General features: G+C 60.1%; 25 protein-coding genes and 3 pseudogenes. 12 read left to right on the forward strand and 16 right to left on the reverse strand.

What is annotated here, in order from left to right:
• Positions 1 to 86 precede the first annotated feature (86 nt).
• A pseudogene (locus tag GGD57_RS29005) lies at positions 87 to 242 on the forward strand (IS630 family transposase); the annotation flags it as partial.
• 43 nt (positions 243 to 285) lie between these two features.
• Here the strand turns inward: GGD57_RS29005 and GGD57_RS00005 are convergent.
• Positions 286 to 783 (reverse strand): sigma-70 family RNA polymerase sigma factor, encoded by a 498-nt coding sequence (locus GGD57_RS00005; RefSeq protein WP_184465724.1) that lies wholly within the window; start codon positions 781 to 783, stop codon positions 286 to 288.
• A gap of 140 nt (positions 784 to 923) precedes the next feature.
• On the opposite strand from GGD57_RS00005, the gene GGD57_RS00010 reads away from it, so the two are divergent.
• Positions 924 to 1,199: a hypothetical protein gene (locus GGD57_RS00010; protein WP_184465726.1), complete on the forward strand. Its 276-nt coding sequence runs from the start codon at positions 924 to 926 to the stop codon at positions 1,197 to 1,199.
• A gap of 49 nt (positions 1,200 to 1,248) precedes the next feature.
• On the opposite strand, the gene GGD57_RS00015 is transcribed toward GGD57_RS00010, so the two are convergent.
• A complete protein-coding gene (locus tag GGD57_RS00015) occupies positions 1,249 to 1,506 on the reverse strand; it encodes a YjhX family toxin (protein ID WP_184465728.1) in 258 nt (85 codons plus the stop codon).
• A gap of 307 nt (positions 1,507 to 1,813) precedes the next feature.
• On the opposite strand from GGD57_RS00015, the gene GGD57_RS00020 reads away from it, so the two are divergent.
• A complete protein-coding gene (locus tag GGD57_RS00020) occupies positions 1,814 to 2,323 on the forward strand; it encodes a GNAT family N-acetyltransferase (RefSeq protein WP_184465729.1) in 510 nt (169 codons plus the stop codon).
• A gap of 4 nt (positions 2,324 to 2,327) precedes the next feature.
• Here GGD57_RS00020 and GGD57_RS00025 read toward each other — a convergent pair whose 3' ends face one another.
• A complete protein-coding gene (locus tag GGD57_RS00025; protein ID WP_184465731.1) occupies positions 2,328 to 2,639 on the reverse strand; it encodes a DUF1294 domain-containing protein in 312 nt (103 codons plus the stop codon).
• A gap of 147 nt (positions 2,640 to 2,786) precedes the next feature.
• Here GGD57_RS00025 and gatB point away from each other — a divergent pair, with 147 nt between their 5' ends.
• From gatB to GGD57_RS00055, 6 genes and pseudogenes are all read left to right on the forward strand, one after another.
• Positions 2,787 to 4,289, forward strand: coding sequence for an Asp-tRNA(Asn)/Glu-tRNA(Gln) amidotransferase subunit GatB (gatB, locus tag GGD57_RS00030; RefSeq protein WP_184465733.1), 1,503 nt, complete (start codon positions 2,787 to 2,789; stop codon positions 4,287 to 4,289).
• A gap of 3 nt (positions 4,290 to 4,292) precedes the next feature.
• The gene (locus GGD57_RS00035) at positions 4,293 to 4,796 is read left to right on the forward strand and encodes a GNAT family N-acetyltransferase (RefSeq protein WP_085737105.1); all 504 of its coding nucleotides are present in this window, start codon (positions 4,293 to 4,295) and stop codon (positions 4,794 to 4,796) included.
• A gap of 3 nt (positions 4,797 to 4,799) precedes the next feature.
• Entirely contained in the window at positions 4,800 to 5,270 is a 471-nt protein-coding gene (locus GGD57_RS00040) for a GNAT family N-acetyltransferase (protein WP_184465735.1), read from the forward strand.
• 103 nt (positions 5,271 to 5,373) lie between these two features.
• Positions 5,374 to 5,772 (forward strand): NADH:ubiquinone oxidoreductase subunit NDUFA12, encoded by a 399-nt coding sequence (locus GGD57_RS00045; RefSeq protein ID WP_184465738.1) that lies wholly within the window; start codon positions 5,374 to 5,376, stop codon positions 5,770 to 5,772.
• A gap of 115 nt (positions 5,773 to 5,887) precedes the next feature.
• Complete coding sequence (locus GGD57_RS00050; RefSeq protein WP_184465740.1) at positions 5,888 to 6,328, forward strand: DUF2155 domain-containing protein; 441 nt, start codon at positions 5,888 to 5,890, stop codon at positions 6,326 to 6,328.
• Between the two features lie 147 nt (positions 6,329 to 6,475).
• Positions 6,476 to 6,805 (forward strand): annotated as a pseudogene (locus GGD57_RS00055) (GntR family transcriptional regulator); the annotation flags it as partial.
• A gap of 129 nt (positions 6,806 to 6,934) precedes the next feature.
• Here the strand turns inward: GGD57_RS00055 and istB are convergent.
• Positions 6,935 to 7,690, reverse strand: a complete 756-nt coding sequence (istB, locus tag GGD57_RS00060; protein ID WP_184465742.1) for an IS21-like element helper ATPase IstB — start codon at positions 7,688 to 7,690, stop codon at positions 6,935 to 6,937.
• Positions 7,691 to 7,704: 14 nt separating this feature from the next.
• Positions 7,705 to 9,216, reverse strand: coding sequence for an IS21 family transposase (istA, locus tag GGD57_RS00065; protein WP_184466482.1), 1,512 nt, complete (start codon positions 9,214 to 9,216; stop codon positions 7,705 to 7,707).
• 192 nt (positions 9,217 to 9,408) lie between these two features.
• On the opposite strand from istA, the pseudogene GGD57_RS00070 reads away from it, so the two are divergent.
• Positions 9,409 to 9,834 (forward strand): annotated as a pseudogene (locus GGD57_RS00070) (PLP-dependent aminotransferase family protein); the annotation flags it as partial.
• 287 nt (positions 9,835 to 10,121) lie between these two features.
• Here the strand turns inward: GGD57_RS00070 and GGD57_RS00075 are convergent.
• The 10 genes from GGD57_RS00075 to GGD57_RS00120 all read right to left on the reverse strand — a co-directional run bounded on the left by GGD57_RS00075 (position 10,122) and on the right by GGD57_RS00120 (position 18,445).
• Positions 10,122 to 11,252, reverse strand: a complete 1,131-nt coding sequence (locus GGD57_RS00075; protein WP_184465744.1) for an RNA ligase — start codon at positions 11,250 to 11,252, stop codon at positions 10,122 to 10,124.
• A 306-nt stretch (positions 11,253 to 11,558) separates the two neighbouring features.
• Positions 11,559 to 12,401, reverse strand: a complete 843-nt coding sequence (locus GGD57_RS00080; protein WP_184465746.1) for an isocitrate lyase/phosphoenolpyruvate mutase family protein — start codon at positions 12,399 to 12,401, stop codon at positions 11,559 to 11,561.
• A 93-nt stretch (positions 12,402 to 12,494) separates the two neighbouring features.
• Positions 12,495 to 13,160, reverse strand: coding sequence for a GNAT family N-acetyltransferase (locus tag GGD57_RS00085; protein WP_184466484.1), 666 nt, complete (start codon positions 13,158 to 13,160; stop codon positions 12,495 to 12,497).
• Between the two features lie 199 nt (positions 13,161 to 13,359).
• Positions 13,360 to 14,289 (reverse strand): DUF2167 domain-containing protein, encoded by a 930-nt coding sequence (locus tag GGD57_RS00090; RefSeq protein ID WP_184465748.1) that lies wholly within the window; start codon positions 14,287 to 14,289, stop codon positions 13,360 to 13,362.
• Between the two features lie 76 nt (positions 14,290 to 14,365).
• Complete coding sequence (aat, locus tag GGD57_RS00095) at positions 14,366 to 14,980, reverse strand: leucyl/phenylalanyl-tRNA--protein transferase (RefSeq protein WP_184465749.1); 615 nt, start codon at positions 14,978 to 14,980, stop codon at positions 14,366 to 14,368.
• A 7-nt stretch (positions 14,981 to 14,987) separates the two neighbouring features.
• Positions 14,988 to 16,343 (reverse strand): acetyl-CoA carboxylase biotin carboxylase subunit, encoded by a 1,356-nt coding sequence (gene accC / locus GGD57_RS00100; protein WP_179869747.1) that lies wholly within the window; start codon positions 16,341 to 16,343, stop codon positions 14,988 to 14,990.
• Positions 16,344 to 16,347: 4 nt separating this feature from the next.
• On the reverse strand, positions 16,348 to 16,821 hold the full coding sequence (accB, locus tag GGD57_RS00105) for an acetyl-CoA carboxylase biotin carboxyl carrier protein (protein WP_184465751.1): 474 nt from the start codon (positions 16,819 to 16,821) through the stop codon (positions 16,348 to 16,350).
• A gap of 20 nt (positions 16,822 to 16,841) precedes the next feature.
• Positions 16,842 to 17,279: a type II 3-dehydroquinate dehydratase gene (gene aroQ / locus GGD57_RS00110; protein WP_184465753.1), complete on the reverse strand. Its 438-nt coding sequence runs from the start codon at positions 17,277 to 17,279 to the stop codon at positions 16,842 to 16,844.
• A gap of 161 nt (positions 17,280 to 17,440) precedes the next feature.
• Complete coding sequence (locus GGD57_RS00115; protein WP_184465755.1) at positions 17,441 to 18,199, reverse strand: DsbA family protein; 759 nt, start codon at positions 18,197 to 18,199, stop codon at positions 17,441 to 17,443.
• A gap of 99 nt (positions 18,200 to 18,298) precedes the next feature.
• Positions 18,299 to 18,445, reverse strand: coding sequence for a hypothetical protein (locus tag GGD57_RS00120; protein ID WP_184466518.1), 147 nt, complete (start codon positions 18,443 to 18,445; stop codon positions 18,299 to 18,301).
• Between GGD57_RS00120 and GGD57_RS00125 the strand changes: the two genes are divergently transcribed.
• Both GGD57_RS00125 and GGD57_RS00130 read left to right on the forward strand, forming a co-directional pair.
• Positions 18,404 to 19,561, forward strand: a complete 1,158-nt coding sequence (locus GGD57_RS00125; RefSeq protein ID WP_184465757.1) for a pyridoxal phosphate-dependent aminotransferase — start codon at positions 18,404 to 18,406, stop codon at positions 19,559 to 19,561. The two genes, GGD57_RS00120 and GGD57_RS00125, sit on opposite strands and share 42 nt — an antisense overlap.
• Before the next feature lie 240 nt (positions 19,562 to 19,801).
• Positions 19,802 to 20,785 carry a phosphotransferase enzyme family protein gene (locus GGD57_RS00130; RefSeq protein WP_184465759.1) on the forward strand — a complete coding sequence of 328 codons (984 nt, stop codon included), beginning with the start codon at positions 19,802 to 19,804 and terminating at the stop codon, positions 20,783 to 20,785.
• Positions 20,786 to 20,823: 38 nt separating this feature from the next.
• Here GGD57_RS00130 and GGD57_RS00135 read toward each other — a convergent pair whose 3' ends face one another.
• On the reverse strand, positions 20,824 to 22,185 hold the full coding sequence (locus GGD57_RS00135) for a DUF2778 domain-containing protein (RefSeq protein WP_184465761.1): 1,362 nt from the start codon (positions 22,183 to 22,185) through the stop codon (positions 20,824 to 20,826).
• Positions 22,186 to 22,351 lie beyond the last annotated feature (166 nt).

A 22,351-nucleotide genomic window follows, 5' to 3' on the forward strand; every position in this document is an offset into this window, starting at 1 on the left:
CGAAGTAGGAACGCAACGTATCTGGCTTGTCAGCCTATCGCACGCCTCAACAGGAACCTGCACTGGAGAGTCATCATGACAAAGCGATTGAAATGGCATTCTCCAAGCTCAAAACCTTACTGCGAAAACGCGCCGCACGAAGCTTCGATGCAATAACAAGAGCCCTCGGTGAGATCGTCGCCCTCTTCTCAGTCGACGAATGCCTGAATTTCTTCAGAGCAGCCGGATATGAGGCAGAATAAGTGCGACACGCTTTAAGCGCATCATCGAACGACAGCTGTCAAATCATTCGCTGTCGAGAGCTTTCGTCAGATGATGGCGAGCCCGGTTCACCCGGCTCTTGATGGTCCCGACCGGAACGCCGCACTGGTCTGCAGCGGCCTCGTAGCTGACGCCTTGAACGAACACCAGGTCCACGGCCGTCCGATAATTGTCGGGCAAGGTTGAGATCGCGATCTCCAGCTCGCGCCCGCGCACCTCCCAGATCTGCGATGGCGGCAATGAAGCCCAATCGGCAGAATCATCGATCCCGCCGACATGTTCTCGCTTGGACATTTTGAATTTGGTGCAGAACGTGTTGCGCATGATCGTAAAAAGCCAGGAGCGAAGCTGAGTGCCGCGCTGGAAATTCCCGGAGTGCGCAATCGCTTTGGCAAGCGTTTCCTGCACAAGGTCGTCGATATCGCTCGCTGAGCTGTGGAAGCGTCTGGCGAAACATCGCAGAGCGGCCATATTATCGAGCAGTTCCGCGTCCGTGAAGCCGGACCGATCATCGCTGTTCATTGGCGACCTCCTATAATGAGGGTCAACTTCGCCTCGCCTTTTACGTTCCACTCCGGCCGCCAATTCTTGTATAAATCTGCCGACGGCGAGAGCGGTGATGATGATATTGCTGTCAAATGCCTTGTCGGCAGGGAGGTCTCATGTCGAAACAGGATCTTGGACAGTTGATCGAGGCAATCGATCGCCTTGCAACCGGCGGCTTCGCCATGGGTGCGGATTGGCAGGCGGTACACGAGATCTGCCAGCGCCGCGAAGGCGAGCAGCCGTTCGACTGGGGCCATGCGCTTTGCCATCGCATCGAGGGCGACGACTGGAATGCCGACTACTGGTATCGCCGCGCCGGCAGGAAGCGCGGCACGGGCACGATGGCCGACGAGTGGTCGGCGATGCGCGCGGAACTCGCTGCAAAGGCTTGAGCAGCACCCTGACCGCGCCGGGTTCGAACGCGGTCAGGGTTTGTCTGAATTACCTGTTGTTGAGCTGCGACCTCACCAGACTCAGCCCTCTTTCGGTGATGCGGTAGGGCTGACCGCTCGAGGACTTGATCGCTTTCAGCCGTTTCAGCCTGCGGAAGAGATCGAGGTCGACGCCGGGATAGAGCCAGCCGTCGCGGGTGAAGCAACTGACGGACTCGATCTTCCTGTCGTCGTCGCGAGAAATTTCGATGCGGCCGCCTTGGGCCATGAGATGCAGGATGCGCTGCTCCGTGCGGGAAATATCCATGTTGAGATCCGGTATCGCGCCCAGAGGCGCGCGCAAAAACGATCTGGCGCTCTTTCGAACGTCAGGGCTTCGTTTTTCGGGCCCATGCGCGCAAGCGGACTTGCGGGCAGGGCCTTTACCGGGTCTGTGACAGGCTCAACATAAACACCTCGATACGCCTTTTTTTATGCAGCGCGGAAAAGCCGGTCAAGTCCGTGCTTGCCGATCAAACCGGTCGAAAACCGCAGTTTTCACCCATCATCCCGCTGCCGGTACTGGTAAATTCTGCGACTCAATGGTCTAGTTGCGAGGTAACGCGGAGGTGTCGTTGATCCACATTCGCAATGCCCGCGACGGCGAAGCGGAGCTATTGAGCGAGATCGGGCTGAGGGCCTGGCAAAAGGCGATGGCGTCGATCGGTGAATCGGACGCGATGATGGATGCAGCCCGCAATGCCTTTCGCAACTTCGTGGAAAACCGCTGGCTGACCATCACTGTCGTCGAGCAGAACAGCCAGATCGCGGGCTGGGCGGCACGCGAAGGATTGGATGAAACCATCTCGGATTTCTGGATCGATCCCGTCTTCACCCGCCAGGGGCTCGGTTCTGCGCTTCTCGAGCGCATCGAGAAGAATATCGCCGATCAGGGTTTCGAAAAGGCGGCGATGCAGACCCATTCCGGCAATGGCGAGGCGATCGGCTTCTTCCGGAAACACGGCTACAGCATCCATTGGCTCTCGGTCGCCTATAATCCGAAGCTCGACCGCGACGTGCCTTCGGTCGGACTGACGAAAATGCTCGTCTCGGATGGCGAAGGCGGATACGGGCAGGAATTCTGAGTTTTCAAAAATTCGGAAGAAGGCGAGGGACCCATAGCGGCGCCGAGGTCAGCGCTGCGGCCAATATGCCGTGGAGGATCAGGATCGCCGCCAGGATCGAGCGGAACGGTTCCTTTCTCGTCTTGTGCCGCAGGATTTGCTGGGCCGCCACCGCCCCGAGGCTGCCGCCGATCAGCGCAAGGGTCAGAAGCGTCCGCTCGCTGATGCGCCACCCGCCCTGGCGCGCCGCCCGCTTGTCGAGATAGTAGACCGAAAAGACGATGAGGTTCAGCACCAGAAACAGTGCGGCCATTTGGGTGATATCGATCATCGTCATGCGGCGACACTATCATGCGTGGGTTAACCCACGGCAAATGCGCCGCCCGCCGTCGAACCGTGCTGCACGCCATGGCGAAAGCCTTGCACCGGCACGCCATTTCCTTTACCTCACCAATGGAAAAGAACAGCCTGCAAAGAGTATCAGATGACCCTTGTCGACGTCCGCACGCCCGATCCGAAACGCTTCATCCCCGGCGCCACCGGCGACTGGGAAGTCATCGTCGGCATGGAAGTTCATGCCCAGGTGCTGTCCAATTCGAAGCTCTTTTCCGGCGCTTCGACGGAATTCGGCAAGCCGCAGAATTCGAACGTATCGCTGGTCGATGCCGCCATGCCCGGCATGCTGCCCGTGATCAACGAGGAATGCGTCAGGCAGGCCGTGCGCACCGGTCTCGGCCTCAAGGCTGAGATCAACAAGCGCTCGCTTTTCGACCGCAAGAACTATTTCTATCCCGACCTGCCGCAGGGCTATCAGATCTCGCAGTTCAAGGATCCGATCGTCGGCGAGGGCAAGATCGTCATTTCGCTCGGGCCGGACCGCCAGGGCCAGTTCGAGGATATCGAGATCGGCATCGAGCGCCTGCATCTGGAGCAGGATGCCGGCAAGTCGCTGCATGACCAGCACGCCACCATGTCCTATGTCGACCTCAACCGTTCGGGTGTGGCGCTGATGGAGATCGTCTCCAAGCCCGACATGCGCTCGTCCGACGAGGCCAAGGCCTATATGACCAAGCTGCGGTCGATCGTGCGCTATCTCGGCACCTGCGACGGCAACATGGACGAAGGCTCGATGCGCGCCGACGTCAACGTCTCCGTCCGCCGCCCGGGCGAGGCTTTCGGCACGCGCTGCGAAATCAAGAACGTCAACTCCATCCGCTTCATCGGCCAGGCGATCGAATACGAAGCCCGCCGCCAGATCGGCATTCTGGAGGATGGCGGTGCGATCGAGCAGGAGACGCGCCTCTTCGACCCGAACAAGGGCGAGACGCGCTCCATGCGCTCCAAGGAAGACGCGCACGACTATCGTTACTTCCCCGATCCGGACCTGCTGCCGCTCGAATTCGACGATGCCTTCGTGAACGCGCTCGCAGCCGATCTGCCGGAACTGCCCGACGACAAGAAGGAGCGCTTCGTGCGCGAACTCGGCCTGTCGATCTATGATGCCTCCGTGCTCGTCTCCGAAAAGGCGATCGCCGATTATTTCGAGGCTGTGGCCGCGGGCCGCGACGGCAAGATGGCGGCGAACTGGGTGATCAACGACCTGCTCGGCGCGCTGAACCGCACCGGCAAGGACATCGAGCAGACGCCGGTTTCGCCGGCCCAGCTCGGCGCCATCATCGATCTCATCAAGGCCGGCACCATCTCCGGCAAGATCGCCAAGGATCTCTTCGAGATCGTGCTCAACGAAGGCGGCGATCCCGCCGCAATCGTCGAAGCGCGTGGCATGAAGCAGGTGACCGATACCGGCGCGATCGAAAAGGCCGTCGACGAAATCATCGCCGCCAATCCTGATCAGGTGGAAAAGGTTAAGGCGAAGCCGACCTTGGCCGCATGGTTCGTCGGCCAGGTGATGAAGGCGACCGGCGGCAAGGCCAATCCGCAGGCGGTGCAGGCGCTCGTCAAGGCGAAGCTCGGCATCGAGGAATAAGCGGTGTATTTCGTCCGCACCGCCGGCGAGCGAGACCTGGAGAAGGTCCGCGCCCTGCTGGTGGAGAGCTTTCACGCCACCTATGACGGCCTGCATGGCAAAGCCAAGGTGGACGAGCTGATCGCCCATCTCTTTACGCCGGCGGCGCTGAAGGCGCGGCTGGTGCGCAGGGATGCCGAATTCCTCGTGGCCGACGATGGCCGCACCATCGGCGGCATGGGTTATGCTGCAATGTCGCAGGCGTTGACGAAGACGGTCATGCTGCATCTCCTCTATGTCAGCCCGGCGCTACAGCGGCAGGGCATCGGCCGGGATCTCTTCGCCGAACTCGAAACCTGCTTCCCCGATGCGGAAATCATGCGTCTCGAAGTCGAACCGCAGAATGCGGCGGCGATCGCTTTCTATCAGGTGCACGGCTTCTCCGAAGTCGGCCGCAACGAGAATAACGCACCCGGGCAATCCGGCATTCCCTCGCTCATCCTCGAAAAGCCGCTCGAAGGGCATTGAGGCGTGACGGTCGAAACCGACATTCTCATTCGCCAGGCGCGCCGTGAGGATCTTTCGGCCCTGGTGGCAATCTTTGCCGCCGACGCCGTCGGCGGCCATGGTGACACCACCGATCCCGAGGCTCTTGCCGATTATGCCAGGGCCTTCGCAGCCATCGAGGCTTCGCCCGACCAGACGCTTTATGTCGCGGAGTGCGGCGGCGAGGTTGTCGGCACGTTCCAGACGCTGGTGACGACCACCCTGACCGGCCGCGGTTCCTCGGCGATGATCATCGAGGCGGTGCAGACGCGTGCCGACAGGCGCGGGCAGGGGATCGGCGCACGGATGATCGAATTCGCCATTGCCGAGGCAAAAGGCCGCGGGATCGGGCGGGCAGCGTTGACCTCGAATGCAATTCGCAAGGATGCCCATCGTTTCTATGAAAGGCTGGGCTTCAAGCCCTCGCATCTGGGCTTCAAGATGGCCTTGAAATGACCCGTGGCTCTCGTGGAATCGCTGGACAATTCGGCTTGGCGACGGCATAAGCGAGGAAATGAGTTCTGGTTTGGCTCGCATCTGGCGGGCACAAGGAAAAGACATGTGGAATCTTCTGGTTCAAACCTTTACCTGGTGGAACGGTCAGACGATGGGCACGCGTTTTGCGACCTGGCGTTTCGGCAAGCGCGTCGGCGAGGATGAATTCGGCAACGTCTATTACGAAGGCGGCATGTCGTCCTACGGCCTGCCGAAGCGTTGGGTGATCTACAAGGGTTATGCCGATGCCTCCGCCATTCCTCCGGGCTGGCACGGCTGGATGCATCATCGCACCGATGTTCCCCCGTCCAAGGAAAATTACGTCGCCAAGGAATGGCAGAAGGCGCATCGCCCGAACTTTACCGGTTCTCCGCAGGCTTACCGTCCGCCGGGCTCCATCTCTGCTCCGGGCGAACGGCCGCGGGTCACCGGCGATTACGATGCCTGGACGCCGGGCAACTGAGACGGCTCGACCGGGCGACCCTCAGGCCCGGCTTTTGGCCACAATTGACCTTTACCCGCAGGTTGGCTGCGCTTGACCGCGGTCGTGAACTGAAAATGTCTGGAGACGGGTACATATGAAGCTCTTCACGCGGAACATGGTCCTGCGTGCCGCCGGATCGCTGCTGGCGCTCTCGGCCCTGCTTCCACCAGTTGCGGCCAATGCCGCACGCATCGAAAATCCGGTCGCCGTCTTCTCCGGTCTCGACAAGATCACCGGCCGCATCACGACCTTCGACGTCTATGTCAACGAGACGGTGCAGTTCGGCGCGCTGCAGGTGACGCCGAAGGCCTGTTATTCGCGCGACCAGGCAGAAGCGCAGAAGATCGATGGTTTCGTCGAGGTCGACGAGATCACCCTCGACCGCAAGATCCGCCGCATCTTCACCGGCTGGATGTTTGCCGCCAGCCCCGGCCTCAACGCCGTCGAGCACCCGATCTACGACGTCTGGCTGAAGGACTGCAAGACCAACTCGGACGTCCCGGCGCCCGATAGCGCCAAGGCGACAGGCCACTAACCTGTCTCGCTGAGCAACAGCGATTTAGGATCGGTATGGGCCATTCCCTTGTCGAATGGCGTGAACCTGGCGACGAAACATCCCTTGACATCCGGCCGATCAATGGACGGACTGTCCATGCCAGTGAACGCGGGTGGACCAGACCAATTGTTCAAACATCCCCAACTCGAATCGGTAGAGGCCTGGATCGCCGATCCGGCGCATGCGGCGATGCCGCTTCATGCTCGCATACAGCGGGCGGTTCGGCAGTTGATCCTCGATGGCGCCCTTGGGCCAGGCAAGCCGCTGCCGGCCGCGCGTGCGCTCGCCAAGTCGCTTGGCGTATCACGCGACACGATAGAGTCTGCCTACTCTCAGCTTCATGCAGAGGGTTTCATCGAGCGGCGTGTCGGCAGCGGCAGCTTCGTGGCCGAGATCACCGAGTTCAAGCCAGGGCAACGCCGATCGAGACGTGATGCTGCGTATTCCGATGATGCCGGCCACCCATTCCGACATGAAGCCGGCCACCCGTTCCGAATTCATTCCGGCCACGATTCCGGCGTGAAGCCGGCCATCTCAAGCTGAACTCTGGGTCTTCGCAATGAATGGATCGTGATTATCGATCCGTCAAGCCTGGGTTGTTTCCGCGGCGGTGACGGAACGTTGCTTTCGCATGCTCTCGCCGGACAACTCGAAGCGGTATGCATTGTGTACGAGCCGATCCAGAACGGCGTCGGCGATGGTCGGATTGCCGATCATGTCGTACCAGTGTTCGACGGGCACCTGGCTGGTGACGATGGTAGAACGCTTCTCATATCTGTCCTCGACGATCTCCAAGAGGTCACGTCTTTGCTCGTCATTGAGCTTCTCCGGCCCCCAATCATCGAGAATGAGCAGGTCGGTTCTCGCCAAAGCCTTTAGTACCTTCGGATATCGGCCGTCCCCACGCGCCAAGGCCAGAGTGGCGAACAGTCTGGGCAGGCGATGATAGGCGACGGAGAAGTCCTCCCGGCATGCCTTGTGTCCGAGAGCGCAAGAAAGCCAGCTCTTGCCGACACCGGCAGGTCCGATCATCAGTATGCTGTGGCGCTGCCGGATCCAGTCACATCCGGCGAGCTTCAGGAAAAGATTACGGTCGAGGCCACGGGTGGCTCGGAAGTCAATGTTCTCAAGCTGGGCGTCATGGCGGAGGTTTGCGGCCCGAGCCCTGGCCTCGAAGCGCTTCTGGCGGCGTGCGGTGGTCTCTCGCTCAAGAAGAAGCGCGAGCCATTCGCCGTGCTCGAGGTGCCTGACTTCCGGCTGCGTGTCGAGTTCTTGATAGGCGCTTGCCATGCCGGAAAGGCCGAGATCGCGCAGCATGTCGATGGTGGGATTGGTCAGCATGATGGAATGTCTCCTCAATGAAAGTAACCGGGGCCGCGCAAGTTGGCGTGCTCCATAACGGCGGCAGGTTCGGTGGAAGGCTTTTTGCCTTTGTAGGTGGCGATGAGCGAGGCGATGGTCTTGCTGTTCAAACCGCCGATCTCGACAGCGCGTGCTGAAACGGCCTCGGCGCGGTCATGACCGATATCGCGATAGAGGCGCAGAATCCCCAGGCACGTTCTAAAGCCCTGTTCCGGATGCGGACGGCTGGCGAGAATGGCGATGATAAGCCCTTCGGTCTGCGGCCCGATGGATGCACCCCATCTCCGGAAGCGTTCAGGCGTCCATTCAGCATATCGGCGGTGCGAACTCGGCATATGCGCCGGGTCTGTTCCGTAACGCGGGCCACCGTAGCGGCGCTGATGCACCGCAACGCGTTTGCCTCGATGGAAGATCTCGATCATTCGTGCGGTGGCCCGGATATCGACTTGGTTCCGGATGAGGCTGTGCGGGACGGAATAGAAAAAGTTCTGGAATTCGACGTGATAATCCGTCGACACCCGTGCCAAGCGCCATTCTGCGAACTCGTAGTGCTCGGTGGGCAGACCAGCGAGTGCTGCCCGTTCGACCGCCTCAAAGAGGTTCCGACGACTGACGCCCAACCGGCGCATGACGTGATTGTTGATGCGCTCCAGCATCTGGGCGATCGCGGTGTTGGCCTCCGCAAGCGAGAAGAATGTCTGTTTGCGAAGACGGCCGAGAATGCAGCTCTGGGCGAACTTTACGCCATTCTCGACCTTGGCCTTGTCCTTCGGGCGTCGCGGACGGGCTGGCAGGACGCCAACACCATAATGAGCAGCCATGACCCCGTAGCTACGGTTGATCTCCGGATCGTAGAAGCTGGCGCGGTTGACGCCAGACTTTAGATTGTCCGGGACGATCAGCCGGGGCACACCGTCGAAGAAGGTGAACATGCGGACGTGCGACCCAATCCAGTCCTGCAGGGTCTGGGTCCATGTGGCTTCCGCGTAGGTGTAGCTCGACGCGCCGAGCACGCCGAGGAACAGTTCCGCCTCGCGGATCTCACCGGTCTTGCGATCGACGATCGGCACCTTCTTGCCGGAATAATCCACGAAGACTTTGTCGCCGGCAACGTGTTCTTGGCGCATCGTCGGTGACAGGCGCTTCTCAAAGCCACGGAACAGCTCGCAAAAACGGCTATATCCATACCCATCCGGATGGGCGCTGCGGTATTCCTCCCAAAGAATCAGCAGCGTCACGCCTGGCTTCTTCAGCTCGATCGAAAGCGGTCCCCAGTCGGGCTCTTGGCGCAGTCGCTGGCCCTGCTTGACGCCGGGGTGGACGAAGAGCTTGGCCTCGAGAACATCGTCTGTCAGGTCGCTGGCGAGGGGCCAACTTAGCCCTGCCATCGCAGCCCGCTTCAAGTTGTCCTGCACGGTGCTGCGAGCAATGCCAAGCATTACAGCGATCTCGCGGCTACTCGTTCCGCTACCCGCAAGCCGCAGCATTTGTCGTATGTGTCGCATGGTCAGCTTTCTCTTTGCAGGCATTAAATTCCCCTCGTGGATATCGAGGGGACACATGCCAAGGTTGCTGACCCAGGGGAACTTGAGTGCCGGAAACTGGCCGGTTATTGATTGGAATGGTGGCCGGCTTCAAATCGGAACGGTGGCCGGTTAATGATCGGAATGGCGGCCGGCTTCAGAGCGGAATCCGCAGTGGCGCGTACCGCGCTTGACGGACACACGGCCCAGATTGCCCAACTGACGCTGGCCCGATTTATGGAGGGTGGACACTTCGGGGCACATGTCCGTGCTATGCGGGCGATCTACGCTCAGCGTCTTGATGCGTTGGCAAGCCTGGTCGAGGAGCACTTGTCATCGTTCGTCGAAGCCAGTGTGCCGATCGGTGGCTTGCAAATGCCGTGTGCCTTGACCTGCGGCCTCTCCGAACGCGTCGCAATCGACGCGGCTCGCCGGGCCGGTATCGAACTGCTAGGCCTGTCCGCGCTCTATTCGACCGGGGAGGCCAAGCCCGGATTTCTTATGGGCTTTGCTGCCTATACTCCAAGCGAGATTGAGGTTGCCGTCAGAAAACTGGCCAGGACGCTGCGATCCGCCGTTCGAGAGACAGGTCGCAGTTGAGAGCAAGATTCTGGATGGAGAGGGTCCTCGGTGCGGCCCTAAAGCGCGTCGCAATCTTTCAGATTCGCTTCTCGTGCTTTAGGTCTTTGTTTTTACGCATGTTGTTATCGCAAAACCGCTGCACACTTTTGCGCGACATGCTCTAGGCTTGCCCGCTAAGGAGCCTTGGCCACTCTTTTCTCTGTATTGGACTTACGTCGTAGGTGCGACGCAACGGCTGAAGGAACCCCTCAGCCGACGCCTTCTGCAATCCCGCATTCACGCCAAAGCTACTGTACGCTGCAAATCTACGATGTTGCCTCATCAATCACACGCCCCATGGCATATGACGGCTGGTAACCTGGCAACACATTGCCAGTGGGTCTGATGGAACGCATCAACGCGTCTCGGGACTTGCCTACGATTGCACCTGCTTTTCGCAAGCCAAAAACGTAAGGACCCACGTCAGCAGGCAGTGAATTGAGCGACAATCCCAACTCCTTATCGGAAAGATGGGCGACAGATGCTGCCAGTTCAGCGACTTTGCTTTCCATCGCCGCGTATTCCTTCGTCAGGAGGAGTACGATGTTGTCAAAATCGCTCCAAAACTCTTCCGGCAAATCACGACGAATCACGGCCATGTCGTCCCCAGCGGCCATTGCTTCCCACATTGCCAATGGCGTGCAGCGTGAGATCAACGCATGGATACGACGATACTCGGAGCCTTTGAGTTTGAGGCGCAAGCCATTTGTGAATCTAACGACAAATCCCTCGTTGTCGCGTGGGAGCGTTGCAGTATGGAGCATCATCTCCGCCATATTCCCGAACTCATGGCGTTCGGCCGCACGCCATCCCAACGCTTGGCTGGTCGTTCGAACCTCGTCGTAGGTTACTTCAAGACCTGAAGCGTCGTAGGCCGCCAACAGCACCATGGCAGGCTCCGCATATCGCACGACAATTCTGTTTTCCGGATATACCGCCTCGAACAGATATGTCGTATCCGGCGACAGACCGGAGAGATCGTGGGCATCCAAGCGTGCTTGAGCCCAAAGGGCCTGTTCGGAGTCGAACGCGCCTTTGGTGGCTGCGTGCCAACGGCCAGCATCATTGAACACGATTATCAGACTACCATCGAGCTTTTCGAACGTCTCAAACGGCAGTTCGGGTACTTCGCCATGCCGCTCGCCGACATTGAAAAACTTCGGAAACGGCGTGGCAACGACCCGACCAGCGCCCTCGTTTACAATGAGACCGCGAGCGATCAGCGAAAACTGATCCCAACCATCTTCATATACGCACCGGGGCGTATAGATGTAGAGCTGCAAAGTATCGGTTGCGTTCGGACGGCGATGGACATGGCCAAGCCCTTGGGCTCGCTTCAAGCCAGCGATAAGGTCGGGAAACGGGATTTGGCGTGCAGGGTGTATCGGGTCGTTCATCTTTTAACAGCACCCTCTTCTATCGCCTTCAGAATTAATTTTGGCTGAATTTATCAATTGTTCAGCCGTTCCACGCCGTCAAACGCGATTTACTAATAGATTTGATTGTCCGCTCTGATGGATGCAACGCCTATTGGGTTCGGACCCAGCACAGCCTTTGCCAATGATTTCGCTACTGGCGTTCGCGATCCCCGCGTCGAAGCGTGAAACCGATTCGAGATAACGGTTCGATCAATCATGCTCAGAGAATTTATTCTCGCGGCATTATCTGGGCTGCCACAAGGTGTGATTGGGGCACCGCTTACCTTACGTCCGTACCTTCAGCGTTTGATCCGTCATCAGTGCCGCGATATCGGCGCCCGAAAGAGCCTCGGCGGCATAGGTGAAGGTGCCGGATTCCTTCACCTCGCGCGCGGCGCGCATCAGCGCGCCCAGGGCAGCACGCGCCATGGAGCCGCCGACACTGACGCGCCGCACACCCGCATCCTCCAGTTCCCGAATGGAATAGACCGGTCCGCTCAATCCCATTACCACATTGACCGGCTTCGAGACCGAGGCGCATACGCTCCGGATCGCGTTGAGGTCGGGAAGGCCGGGCGCGTAAAGAACGTCCGCACCGGCCTCTTCAAAAGCCTGAAGGCGCCTGATCGTGTCGTCGAGATCGTCGCGCCCGCAGAGATGGTTCTCGGCTCTTGCCGTCAGCATGAAGGGAAGGCTGCGCGCCGCCTCGGCTGCGGCGCGAACTCGCTCGACAGCGAGCGAAAACTCGCAGATCGGCGCAGCGGGATCCCCTGTTGCATCCTCGATCGAACCGCCGACGAGGCCGATAGCGGATGCAAGCCGGATCGTTTCGGCGCAGATGTCAGGTGATGCGCCAAAGCCGTCGCCCAGATCAGCCGATACCGGAACATCGGTTGCCGCGACGATCTCGGCGGCGTTGCCCAGCATCTCGTCCCGGCCGAGAGCCGCAAGCGAGTCCCGCTTTCCTTTGGAGAAAGCGTAGCCAGCGCTTGTGGTCGCGAGCGCCTCGAAACCGAGACTCGTCAGCAGTCTGGCCGACCCTGCGTCCCAGGGATTGGGGATGACGAAAGCTGTCTTACGCTGGTGGAGCGCCTTGAACTGCTCGAACTTGCTTTGTTGATCTGGCACCGGTCTTTCCTCGAGTTCATGCGCAAACGCGTATTGAAGCGCGGCTCTGCCTTCAGAGGGATCGGCTAGACCAATCGGAGATCGTGCCGACGCTCAAAGATTGAAAACCAGCTTGCTCAACTGGCTTCCAGTTGCATCGAAATTGTCGGTTCTCAACCAGCGCTCATAGCCGGCGCGCAATTGCGGCCATTCGCTGTCGAGGATCGAGAACCACGCCGTGTCGCGATTGAGGCCCTTGACCACCATATGCTGCCGGAAGAGGCCTTCGAACCGAAACCCGAACCGTTCGGCCGCCTTCTTCGAAGGCAGATTGAGGTCGTGGCATTTCCATTCGAACCGCCGGTAACCCAGGCCGAAGGCGTAGTCGGCAAACAGGAACAGCGCTTCTGTCGCCACACGTGACCGGGCAATCGCCGGTCCCCACATGATGCTGCCGATCTCAATGACACCATGCGTCCTGTCGATACGCATGAGCGCCTGCCGCCCCTCGGCCCGGCCGGTCTTCTGGTCGATGACTGCGAAGAACAGCGGATCGGTGCTCGCCGATGCCTTCTGTGCCCATTGTTCAAGTTCAGCCAAATCGGATGGGGCCGTTTCGAAAAGATATCGAAACCGGTCGTCGGCGCCTGGCGCCGATGCCGCCTCGTAAAGCGCGGCCGAGTGCTGGTAGGGGTCGAGCGGTTCCAGCCGCACATACGACCCATTCAATGTTTTGCGCTCCGGCGCTGGAGCACCCTTCCAATTGTTAAGATTCACCAACACATTCTCCCGAACAAGCAGACCATTGCGATCATCGTGTAAAATCGAGTCTTTCAATGCCATAACTTTGGCGTGGCTGACCCGTCCATTTTTCACCATCTGACCAGACCAATTTCGGCACGTGCATGCGCTACCATCGCGACGCGCTATGGAGCGGTTCGGAACCGCTCTTGGCGGTCCATCTTGAAGCGGGCAAGCCTTATGCTGTGGGCGTCTTGTTCCTCGTGAAAAGACCCTTGGCAAAGCGAAGCGCGCCGCCAGCCACGACCACGATGAGGATGCCGGCTTTTTTGAGGAAGACGGCGGCAAGCGCCAGCAGCCCCACCTTTGCGGCGATCTTGGCGCCTGCGCCGGCGGCGATCATTCCCGCCATTCCGTAGGCAGCGATCTTGTCGCCTTCGACGTAATCGGTATAGGCCATTCCCGTGTCGAACTGCACGAGCGTCGTGACGGTCGGAATGACCGCCTCGATCTCCTTCAACTGGTTCAGACCGGCAACGAAGTCGAACTCGAATACGCCCTGGCGGCCGAGCGTGCGCACGGAATAGTTCAGGGTGTGCGGCGCTTGCATGTCATCGCCGAACAACAGATCGCGCGCCCAGTGCATCGCATGCGCGGATTTGTCGTAATGCGGCGTCGAGGCCCAGCCGATAAGCACGATCTTTTGAAAACCCTGCTTCTCGCGCTCGACGTTGTTTTCCCGGATGGAATCTTTGATGTTCTGCAGCAGTTCGTCGTAATTGGTCGTCGCGGCATCGGCGTCGGAGACATAACCGTCGGCGCTGTATTGCACGACGGAACCCCAGGCCTCGATATCGGTCGGCGCGTATTTCGCCGGGAAGATCATCCCCATCGTTCCCTCCGCCGCCTGCGGGGGATTTCCCCAGATGTCGACGAGCACCGTCTTCGTGTCGGTGGGATTGAGATAATAGAAGCCTTGCGGCACGTTCAGCGTCGCCTTCGCCGCAGGCAACTTGATCGCTCCCTGTTGAAAATCGAGCTTTTCCAGCAACGGCTTTTCCGCGTCGGAAAAGTCGCTCCTGTCCGGGAACATCTCCTGGTAAGGGCGGGCGCCGGCCTCGCCTGTGAACAAGGCGAAAAGGATCGCGGCTGCAAAATATCGTTTCAAAATTCTATCCCCCGTTGCATGCGCCGAACCTATTCAAATCGGCTCGAAAATCAACGCTAGGATGAAAGGATCGTACTTAAAACTTGAGGTGTGGCGATTCCATCGCGGCTGCAAGAATCAGGGCATAATCGGCCTTCGGAACGTCGATCGCTCCGAACGTCTTCAGGTGCTCGGTGGTGAACTGGGTGTCGAGCAGGGTGAAGCCCTTTTCCCTGAGTCGCTCGACCAGATGCACGAGGCAGATTTTCGAGGCATCCGTCCGGCGCGAAAACATGCTTTCGCCGAAGAAGGCCGATCCGAGCGAGACGCCGTAGAGGCCGCCGACCAGTTCGTCGCCGTCCCAGGCCTCGACGGTGTGGGCATGCCCCATGTCGAAGAGTGTCGCGTAAAGCGACCGGATCGTCCTGTTGATCCATGTGCTCGGGCGACCGGATGTCTCCTCCGCACAAGCGGCGATCACCTCGTCGAAGGCGTGATCGAAACGGATCTCGAAGGGTTTCCTGCGCACCGTCTTGGCAAGGCTCTTCGACACGTGGAAATGGTCGAGCGGCAGCAGGCCGCGCAGTTCCGGTTCGACCCAGAAAATCTCCGGGTCGTCGGCGGATTCGGCCATGGGGAAGAGGCCGATGGAATAGGCGCGCAGGAGAATGTCAGGGGTGATGCCTGGTGACTTCCTGCGCGATCCTGCCATTCCTGTCCTATGCCGCCGGTGTGTTGGCGAGGTAGTGTTCAAGCCAATGGATATCGTAGTCGCCGTTGGCGATGTCCTGGTTGGAGACGAGATCCTGGAACAGCGGCAGCGTCGTATTGATGCCGTCGACGACGAATTCGTCGAGTGCGCGACGCAGACGCATCATGCATTCGACGCGGGTACGGCCGTGAACGATCAGCTTGCCGATCAGGCTGTCGTAATAGGGCGGGATCTTGTAGCCCTGATAGGCACCCGAATCGATGCGCACGCCGAGGCCGCCCGGTGCATGGAAATGCGTGATCGTGCCGGGCGAGGGCACGAAGGTGCGCGGGTGCTCGGCATTGATGCGGCATTCGATGGCGTGGCCGGAAAAATGCACCTCGTCCTGCGTCACCGACAGACCGCCGCCGGAGGCGACGCGGATCTGTTCGTGCACGAGGTCGATGCCGGTGATCGCTTCGGTGATCGGATGCTCCACCTGCAGGCGGGTGTTCATTTCGATGAAATAGAACTCGCCGTTCTCGTAGAGGAACTCGATCGTGCCGGCGCCGCGATATTTCAGCTTCTTCATGGCATCGGCGCAGATTTGGCCGATCTTCATGCGCTGCTCGACGTTGAGCGCCGGCGAATTTGCTTCTTCCCAGACCTTCTGGTGGCGGCGCTGCAGCGAGCAGTCGCGTTCGCCGAGATGGATGGCATTGCCTTCGCCGTCGCCGAACACCTGGATTTCGATATGGCGCGGCTTGCCGAGATATTTTTCCATGTAGACGGCATCGTTTCCGAAGGCGGCTGCCGCTTCCGTGCGCGCCGTCGACCAGGCCTCGATCAGGTCGGCCTCGCTCTTGGCGACCTTCATGCCGCGTCCGCCGCCACCGGCGGTTGCCTTGATCAGCACGGGATAACCGATTTCGGCGGCTGTCTTCAGCGCATCCTCTTCGGTCTTCACTTCGCCGTCCGAACCAGGAACGACGGGAATGCCGAGTTCCAGCGCCGTCGTCTTGGCGGTGATCTTGTCGCCCATGATGCGGATATGGTCCGCCGTCGGCCCGATGAAGGTGATGCCGTGGGCTTCGAGGATATCGGCGAACTTGGCATTCTCAGACAGAAAGCCGTAACCCGGATGCACGGCATCGGCGCCGGTGATCTCGCAGGCGGCGACGATCTGGTGGATATTGAGATAGCTCTCGCGCGAAGACGGCGGGCCGATGCAGACACTTTCGTCGGCAAGGCGCACATGCATGGCATCGGCATCGGCGGTGGAATGCACCACGACGCAGGCAATACCGAGTTCCTTGCAGGCCCGGAGCACGCGAAGGGCGATTTCCCCGCGATTGGCGATGAGGATTTTCGAAATCATGGGCATGGGCCTATTCGATGACGACGAGGGCTTGGCCGTATTCGACGGGATGTCCGTCATCGACGAGGATTTCGGTCACCTTGCCCGACTTCGGCGAGGGGATCTGGTTCATCGTCTTCATCGCTTCGATGATGATCAGCGTCTGGCCTTCCTTGACGGTCGCGCCGATTTCGATGAAGGGACGCGCGCCCGGAGCCGGCGCCATATAGACGGTGCCGACCATCGGTGCATTGACGACGTTCGCCGGATTGCGCGAAGGAGCCGCGGCCGGTGCGGCGCCTGCTGCTGCCGGTGCGGCGGCGGCCGGCGCAGAGTAGGCAGGTGCTGCGATCGGCGCCTGGACATATTGCTGGGTGCCGGCGCGCGAAACGCGAATGCGCAGGTCGTCCTGCTCGACCTCGATCTCTGTCAGATCCGTCTCGTTGAGAATGTTGGCGAGATCGCGGATCAGTGCCTGATCGATACCCGATTTCTTTTCAGCCATGGTGTTGCCCTGTCTTATTCTTATGCCGTGATGTTCTTCAGCGCGTGGAGCGCCAGGATGTAGCTGTAAGGCCCGAAGCCGCAGATCACGCCCTTGCATGCGGGTGCGATCATCGACTCGTGGCGGAATTCTTCCCGTGCATGCACGTTGGATATGTGAAGCTCGATGACGGGAATTGAAATAGCGCGGATCGCATCATGCAGCGCGACCGATGTATGCGTATAGGCGCCAGCATTGATGGCAACGCCGGCTGCCTTTTCGTCCGCCTCATGGAACCAGTCGACGAGTGCGCCTTCGTGGTTGCTCTGGCGGAAATCGATATCGAAGCCGAGTTCGCGGCCGGCGGCCTTGCAGTCCGCCTCGATGTCCTTCAGCGTCTTGCCGCCATAAATGCCGGGCTCTCTTTTACCCAGCATATTCAGGTTGGGGCCGTTCAGGACAAAAATCGTTTGCGTCATCGAATGTTCCGAAAAATGTACGACGGCAACCTATAGACTCCGCGAAGGCCGATTGAAAGCCCTTACGGATTGGGCAGCGGCAATCGCGCCACATTTGTCCACATGGTTGAAACGCTTCGATTTTGGCGATTTGATGGGCGGCCGATCGGTAGTTGCTTTGCTCAGCAGGCGGTCTTGCCGCAGCTGCGCATGTTCTTGACCTTGGCTTCGAGATCGTCGAGCCCGACGGCACCCGGCACCAGTTCTTTACCGATCACATAGGAGGGCGTGCCGCTGATGCCGAGGCTGGAGGCGAGCTGGTAGGTCGCCTGGACGATGCTGTCATTCGGGCTCTTGGCCATCTCGGCGCGGATCTTGTCCTCGCTGACGCCAAGCGAGGCGGCGACGGCGATCGCCGTTTCGTCGGAGGCGCGGCCCTCGCTGCCGAGAAGGGCGACGTGGAAATCGGCATATTTCTCCGGCGCCAGCTTGCGGAAGGCGTCGGCCACCTTGTGGGCGGCGACCGAATCCGGCCCGAGGATCGGAAATTCCTTGAGCACGAAGCGGACGTTCTTGTCCTTCTTCAGCATCGCCTGCATGTCGGGAAGCGCGTGCCGGCAGTAGCTGCAATTATAATCGAAGAATTCGACGACGGTGACATCGCCCTTGGGGTTGCCGAGCGTGACGTCGTTCTTCGAATCGAAGATGTCGGCGGTGTTCTCATCGATTGCCATATTGGCCTTCACCAGCCGCTGGGCTTCCTGCTTCTTCTGCAGCGCATCCTGGACATCGAGCATGATCTCGGGATTTTCGATCAGGTATTGCTTGATGAATTCGCCGAACTCCTTCTTCTGCTGGTCATCGAGCGCTGCCGCCGGAAACGGAAGAGCGATCGATGCGGCAAGCGCCAGTGCGGTGAAGCTTTTCGAGAAGAAGGCCATGATATCCTCGTCATCGGCAATGTGGTCTTGGTCGGGAAGACCGTCGCCGGGTTATGGACTTGAACGCGTCGCGTCAAGGTACGGTGCGTCGAGTGCTGTTCAAACAGGAATTTTCACCCTTGCGCCGCCCTCGCGGGATTGTGATGAGCCGATTAATGCGGCAATTGTCTGGCCATCATCGAAGAAGCCGAGCGAGAAGCGATCTTGTTTTCCATATCGAAACGCAGCGAAGTCGAGCCCTTTCATGCCATGGACGTCCTGGCAGAGGCGACGAAGCGGCGTGCGGCCGGCAATCCGGTCATCTCGATGGCCGTCGGCCAGCCCTCGCATCCCGCCCCTCAGGCGGCCCTCGAAGTGGCGCGCGAAGCTCTTGCCGAAGGCCGCATCGGCTATACCGATGCGCTGGGGACAGCGCGGCTGAAATCGGCGCTTGCCGGGCACTATAAGGATCGCCACGGCCTGGAGATCGATCCCGCGCGGATCGCCATCACCACCGGTTCCTCGGCCGGCTTCAATCTCGCCTTCCTCACGCTCTTCGATGCCGGCGATGCGGTGGCGATCGCAAGACCCGGTTATCCCGCCTATCGCAATATTCTGGGCGCGCTCGGCTTGAAGGTGGTCGAGGTGCCGGTAACGGCCGAAACCCACTTCACGCTCACACCTGAGAGCCTGGAGGCGGCGCAGAAGGAAAGCGGCCTGACGCTGAAAGGCGTGCTGCTCGCAAGCCCGGCCAACCCGACCGGCACGGTGACCGGCCGCAATGGGCTGAAGGCGCTTGCGGATTACTGCGCGGCCCATTCCATCGCCTTCATCTCCGATGAGATCTATCACGGGCTGACCTTCGCCGGCGAGGAGGCGAGCGCGCTAGAGCTGACCGACGAGGCGATCGTCATCAACTCCTTCTCGAAATATTATTGCATGACCGGCTGGCGGATCGGCTGGATGGTGCTGCCGGAGCGCCTGGTGCGGCCGATCGAGCGGGTGGCGCAGAGCCTCTATATCTCTCCGCCCGAACTCTCGCAGATCGCCGCCACCGCCGCCCTTGGCGCCGGCGCCGAACTCGATCGTTACAAGGCGAGTTATGCCGCCAACCGCGAGCTGCTGATGCGGCGCCTGCCGCAGATCGGCCTTTCGATCGCCTCGCCGATGGACGGCGCCTTCTACGCCTATCTCGACGTCACCCGCTTCACCAATGACAGCATGGGTTTTGCCAAACGCATGCTCGCCGAAATCGACGTCGCCGCCACACCCGGCCTCGACTTCGATCCGCTCGAGGGACATCGAACCCTGCGCCTGTCCTATGCGGGCTCAGAGGCCGAGATCGCCGAGGCGGTGGAGCGAATCGCAGCTTGGTTGAAGTAAGGCGGGGCAGGCTGCTGCTGCTTGCTGTATCCCGGAATGCGACGCCTGCCTGTTTCGATCTCGACCGCGACGGCAATGCCGAGCGACGTTACAGTCGATGCAAAGTGGTTGCATAGTATATTTTTACTACTTATGTCTGTTTCCAGAGGGTGCGGTGGCCAGCCGATCCTATTTGCAAAGTCGCAAAACTCGGTTGCAATAGGACGATATAGCCTCGCCGGCGCCCAGGGGACACCGACCATGCTGGACTTTGACGCGCTATATTCAACCCCGCAGATCGAAGCCGTCGAACGGTTCATAAACACGCATTATGCGCTCGCAGGGCCAGTGTCTTGTCGACTGCTTCAACGCGGCTTGAACGATATTTATCTTGCCGTTGGGAGAAACAGCGAGCGTTACGCGTTTCGATTGTCGCACCGCCGTGCGCGTGGCCCAGCGGACGTCAAAACCGAAACGGCATTTCTGACGCATCTTTCACAATCGGGAGTTCCGGTCGCCGAACCCATCGCAACACGCAATGGCGACTTCTTCGTGGAGGGGCGTGCGCCGGAGGGGTTACGTTCGGGAGTGCTCTTCCGGGCGATCGATGGCCGTGAACCACATGCGGCGGACCCTGGCGATGCACGGGCCAACGGGAAGACCCTTGCCCTGTTGCACAATGCTGCCGAGACGTTTTCTTCCAGCGGATCGCTGTATCGGCTTGACCTCGAACACCTGCTGCACCGGCCCCTTGCGCGCATACGCGACAGCGGAATTGTGGAGGATGCGGAGGTCATCGGCGATCTCGAGCATATCGCCGCGCGGACGGAAAAGGCAATTGAAGCGTTCGGTCATCTGACGTGGACCTATTGTCACGGAGACTGCCATGGTTTCAATTCACGCATCAACGAGATTGGTGAAGCGGTATTCTTTGATTTTGACGACGGCGGCCCAGGATATCTTGCCTATGATCTGGCGGTCTTTCTATGGGCGAAAATATCCTTCGGCAGGAAATTGACCGATATGTGGGATGCCTTCATCGATGGCTATCGGGCAGTCCGGCCAATAACGCCATACGACATCGAAGCAGCTCTTCGGTTTGTGATCGTCCGCCACTTTTGGCTCATGGGCGAGTACGCAAGCCGAACACAAGAGTGGGGAAGCAACGCCGTTGGATGGATCGCGCGGGAGGCGCATTTTCTGAGAACGTGGGAGACCGAGCGGTTTGTCGATCGTCTATTCTAATGCATATCGCCAGCGCCGCCGGCGATATGCATCATCCGTCAGCTTCGCGACGAAAACAGCGAGGCGAGCGTTGAAGACGGTTTGTTGTTCAGCCGCGGCACCACCACGAGCTGCTTGATTTCGCCGCGTTTGTAGGCGGCGAGGAAGCGGCGGTAGTCCTTGAACGAGACGCAGCCGTTGGAATCGCCGTTTTTGCCGAGCATGTAGGTGTGGGCCAGCAGGCCGACGCGGTCATAGATGGCGTCCGAGCCTTGGAGTGGTGTCAGCCGCAGCGCCTCGACGCCGTGGAAAAGCGCCTCGCGCATGGTGAGGGCGTAGGTGTGCGGCGGCGTCGGGCCGCGCATCTTCTTGTCTACGTAACGCGGGTTGTCGCGCATTTTGCCGAGGCCGGAATGGGCTTCCAGCCTCTCGCCGTTCGGTAGATAGACCGTGCTGTTCTCGATGTCGTAGATCGCCACACCGGCGCGCAGCTTCGGCGAGAAGACCGGCTTGTCGTAGCGCGGCACGGCATCGTCCTGCTCATCCTGGATCGGCGAGTTCGGCTGCGCATAGGCAAGTGCCGGCTCGGCAGGGCGCTGCGAACCCCTGGTCGTGGGCGCCGGTTTGCCGATGAGGCCATCGGGACGCGCCATCGGCAGCGGCACGGAGCCTTCGTCAGGCGCCAGCACCAGATCGAAGGGCTGCTGCTCTTCGGCCTCGGCGACTTCCACGGGCGCAGGTTTTTCCTGCGGCAGCGACGCCGTCTTGAGGGCGGGTGCCGCCGGCTCGACTCGGGCCGGTTCCACCGGGGCCGGCGCAATCTGCTGCGGTCCTGCATCGGCAAGTGCGAGCAGGGCAGGGAGTTCGACGGCCGCGACGGTCTCCTTGGAAGGAATGATGATGCGGTCGTCACTCTCTGCTTCGGTCTCCGTCTGCGCAAGCTCGACCGGCGGCGTAACGGCGTCGTCCTTGGCGAATTTCGCGGTGTCGGACGGGGTTGCGGCGGCGACGGCGACCGGCGGTTCGGCAGGCGCGGCGAGACGATTGTTCTTTGCAAGCGCCAGCGATGCCGTTGCGGCGGCGTTGGTCTTTTGCGCATGCGACTGGATGAGGTGCGCCGTCAGGGCGACGACCGGCTTGGCATCGAAGGCGGCCAGCCGGTCGGCCTTGCCGACATGGATCAGCCGTTCGTGCTGCGTTGCCGGCTTCAGCTTCGGCATCGATGCAACTTGCGTGAAGCTCTCGGGCTGAGAAGCCGGAGCGCCGACGGAATGCATCGTCGCGAAGGTCGCGATCAACCATGTGGAGGTCAGAAATCCGGCGCCGACGACACCGTAAAGGAAACCGCGAGATCTGCGCAAACGAAAAGCAGATCCGCCAAGAGGGGTGACGTTATTGAACGTCCCAACCGCAAACGCCATACTACACTCGTCTTTCAAACTCGCTACGCAGGCCGGCGGCACTGACTGACTAAACTTCGCCGGGGCCGGTAAAGGCGCAAGTGGGCCGAATTTAGACCACTCGCGACTTCCGACTGTTTCGCAAGGATGACGAATTATGGTTTCTAATTTGTTTACGCCGCGCCGT

This window comes from Rhizobium esperanzae (genome assembly GCF_014197615.1).
GTDB classification, from domain to species: domain Bacteria; phylum Pseudomonadota; class Alphaproteobacteria; order Rhizobiales; family Rhizobiaceae; genus Rhizobium; species Rhizobium esperanzae_A.

Excerpts from the sequence above, each read along its gene's own strand:
- GGD57_RS00005 (WP_184465724.1), bottom strand. The coding sequence starts at position 783 with ATGAACAGCGATGATCGGTCCGGCTTCACGGACGCGGAACTGCTCGAT.
- GGD57_RS00010 (WP_184465726.1), top strand. The coding sequence starts at position 924 with ATGTCGAAACAGGATCTTGGACAGTTGATCGAGGCAATCGATCGCCTT.
- GGD57_RS00015 (WP_184465728.1), bottom strand. The coding sequence starts at position 1,506 with ATGGATATTTCCCGCACGGAGCAGCGCATCCTGCATCTCATGGCCCAA.
- GGD57_RS00025 (WP_184465731.1), bottom strand. The coding sequence starts at position 2,639 with ATGACGATGATCGATATCACCCAAATGGCCGCACTGTTTCTGGTGCTG.
- gatB (WP_184465733.1), top strand. The coding sequence starts at position 2,787 with ATGACCCTTGTCGACGTCCGCACGCCCGATCCGAAACGCTTCATCCCC.
- GGD57_RS00045 (WP_184465738.1), top strand. The coding sequence starts at position 5,374 with ATGTGGAATCTTCTGGTTCAAACCTTTACCTGGTGGAACGGTCAGACG.
- GGD57_RS00050 (WP_184465740.1), top strand. The coding sequence starts at position 5,888 with ATGAAGCTCTTCACGCGGAACATGGTCCTGCGTGCCGCCGGATCGCTG.
- istB (WP_184465742.1), bottom strand. The coding sequence starts at position 7,690 with ATGCTGACCAATCCCACCATCGACATGCTGCGCGATCTCGGCCTTTCC.
- istA (WP_184466482.1), bottom strand. The coding sequence starts at position 9,216 with ATGCGACACATACGACAAATGCTGCGGCTTGCGGGTAGCGGAACGAGT.
- GGD57_RS00075 (WP_184465744.1), bottom strand. The coding sequence starts at position 11,252 with ATGAACGACCCGATACACCCTGCACGCCAAATCCCGTTTCCCGACCTT.
- aat (WP_184465749.1), bottom strand. The coding sequence starts at position 14,980 with ATGGCAGGATCGCGCAGGAAGTCACCAGGCATCACCCCTGACATTCTC.
- accC (WP_179869747.1), bottom strand. The coding sequence starts at position 16,343 with ATGCCCATGATTTCGAAAATCCTCATCGCCAATCGCGGGGAAATCGCC.
- accB (WP_184465751.1), bottom strand. The coding sequence starts at position 16,821 with ATGGCTGAAAAGAAATCGGGTATCGATCAGGCACTGATCCGCGATCTC.
- aroQ (WP_184465753.1), bottom strand. The coding sequence starts at position 17,279 with ATGACGCAAACGATTTTTGTCCTGAACGGCCCCAACCTGAATATGCTG.
- GGD57_RS00115 (WP_184465755.1), bottom strand. The coding sequence starts at position 18,199 with ATGGCCTTCTTCTCGAAAAGCTTCACCGCACTGGCGCTTGCCGCATCG.
- GGD57_RS00120 (WP_184466518.1), bottom strand. The coding sequence starts at position 18,445 with ATGAAAGGGCTCGACTTCGCTGCGTTTCGATATGGAAAACAAGATCGC.
- GGD57_RS00130 (WP_184465759.1), top strand. The coding sequence starts at position 19,802 with ATGCTGGACTTTGACGCGCTATATTCAACCCCGCAGATCGAAGCCGTC.
- GGD57_RS00135 (WP_184465761.1), bottom strand. The coding sequence starts at position 22,185 with ATGGCGTTTGCGGTTGGGACGTTCAATAACGTCACCCCTCTTGGCGGA.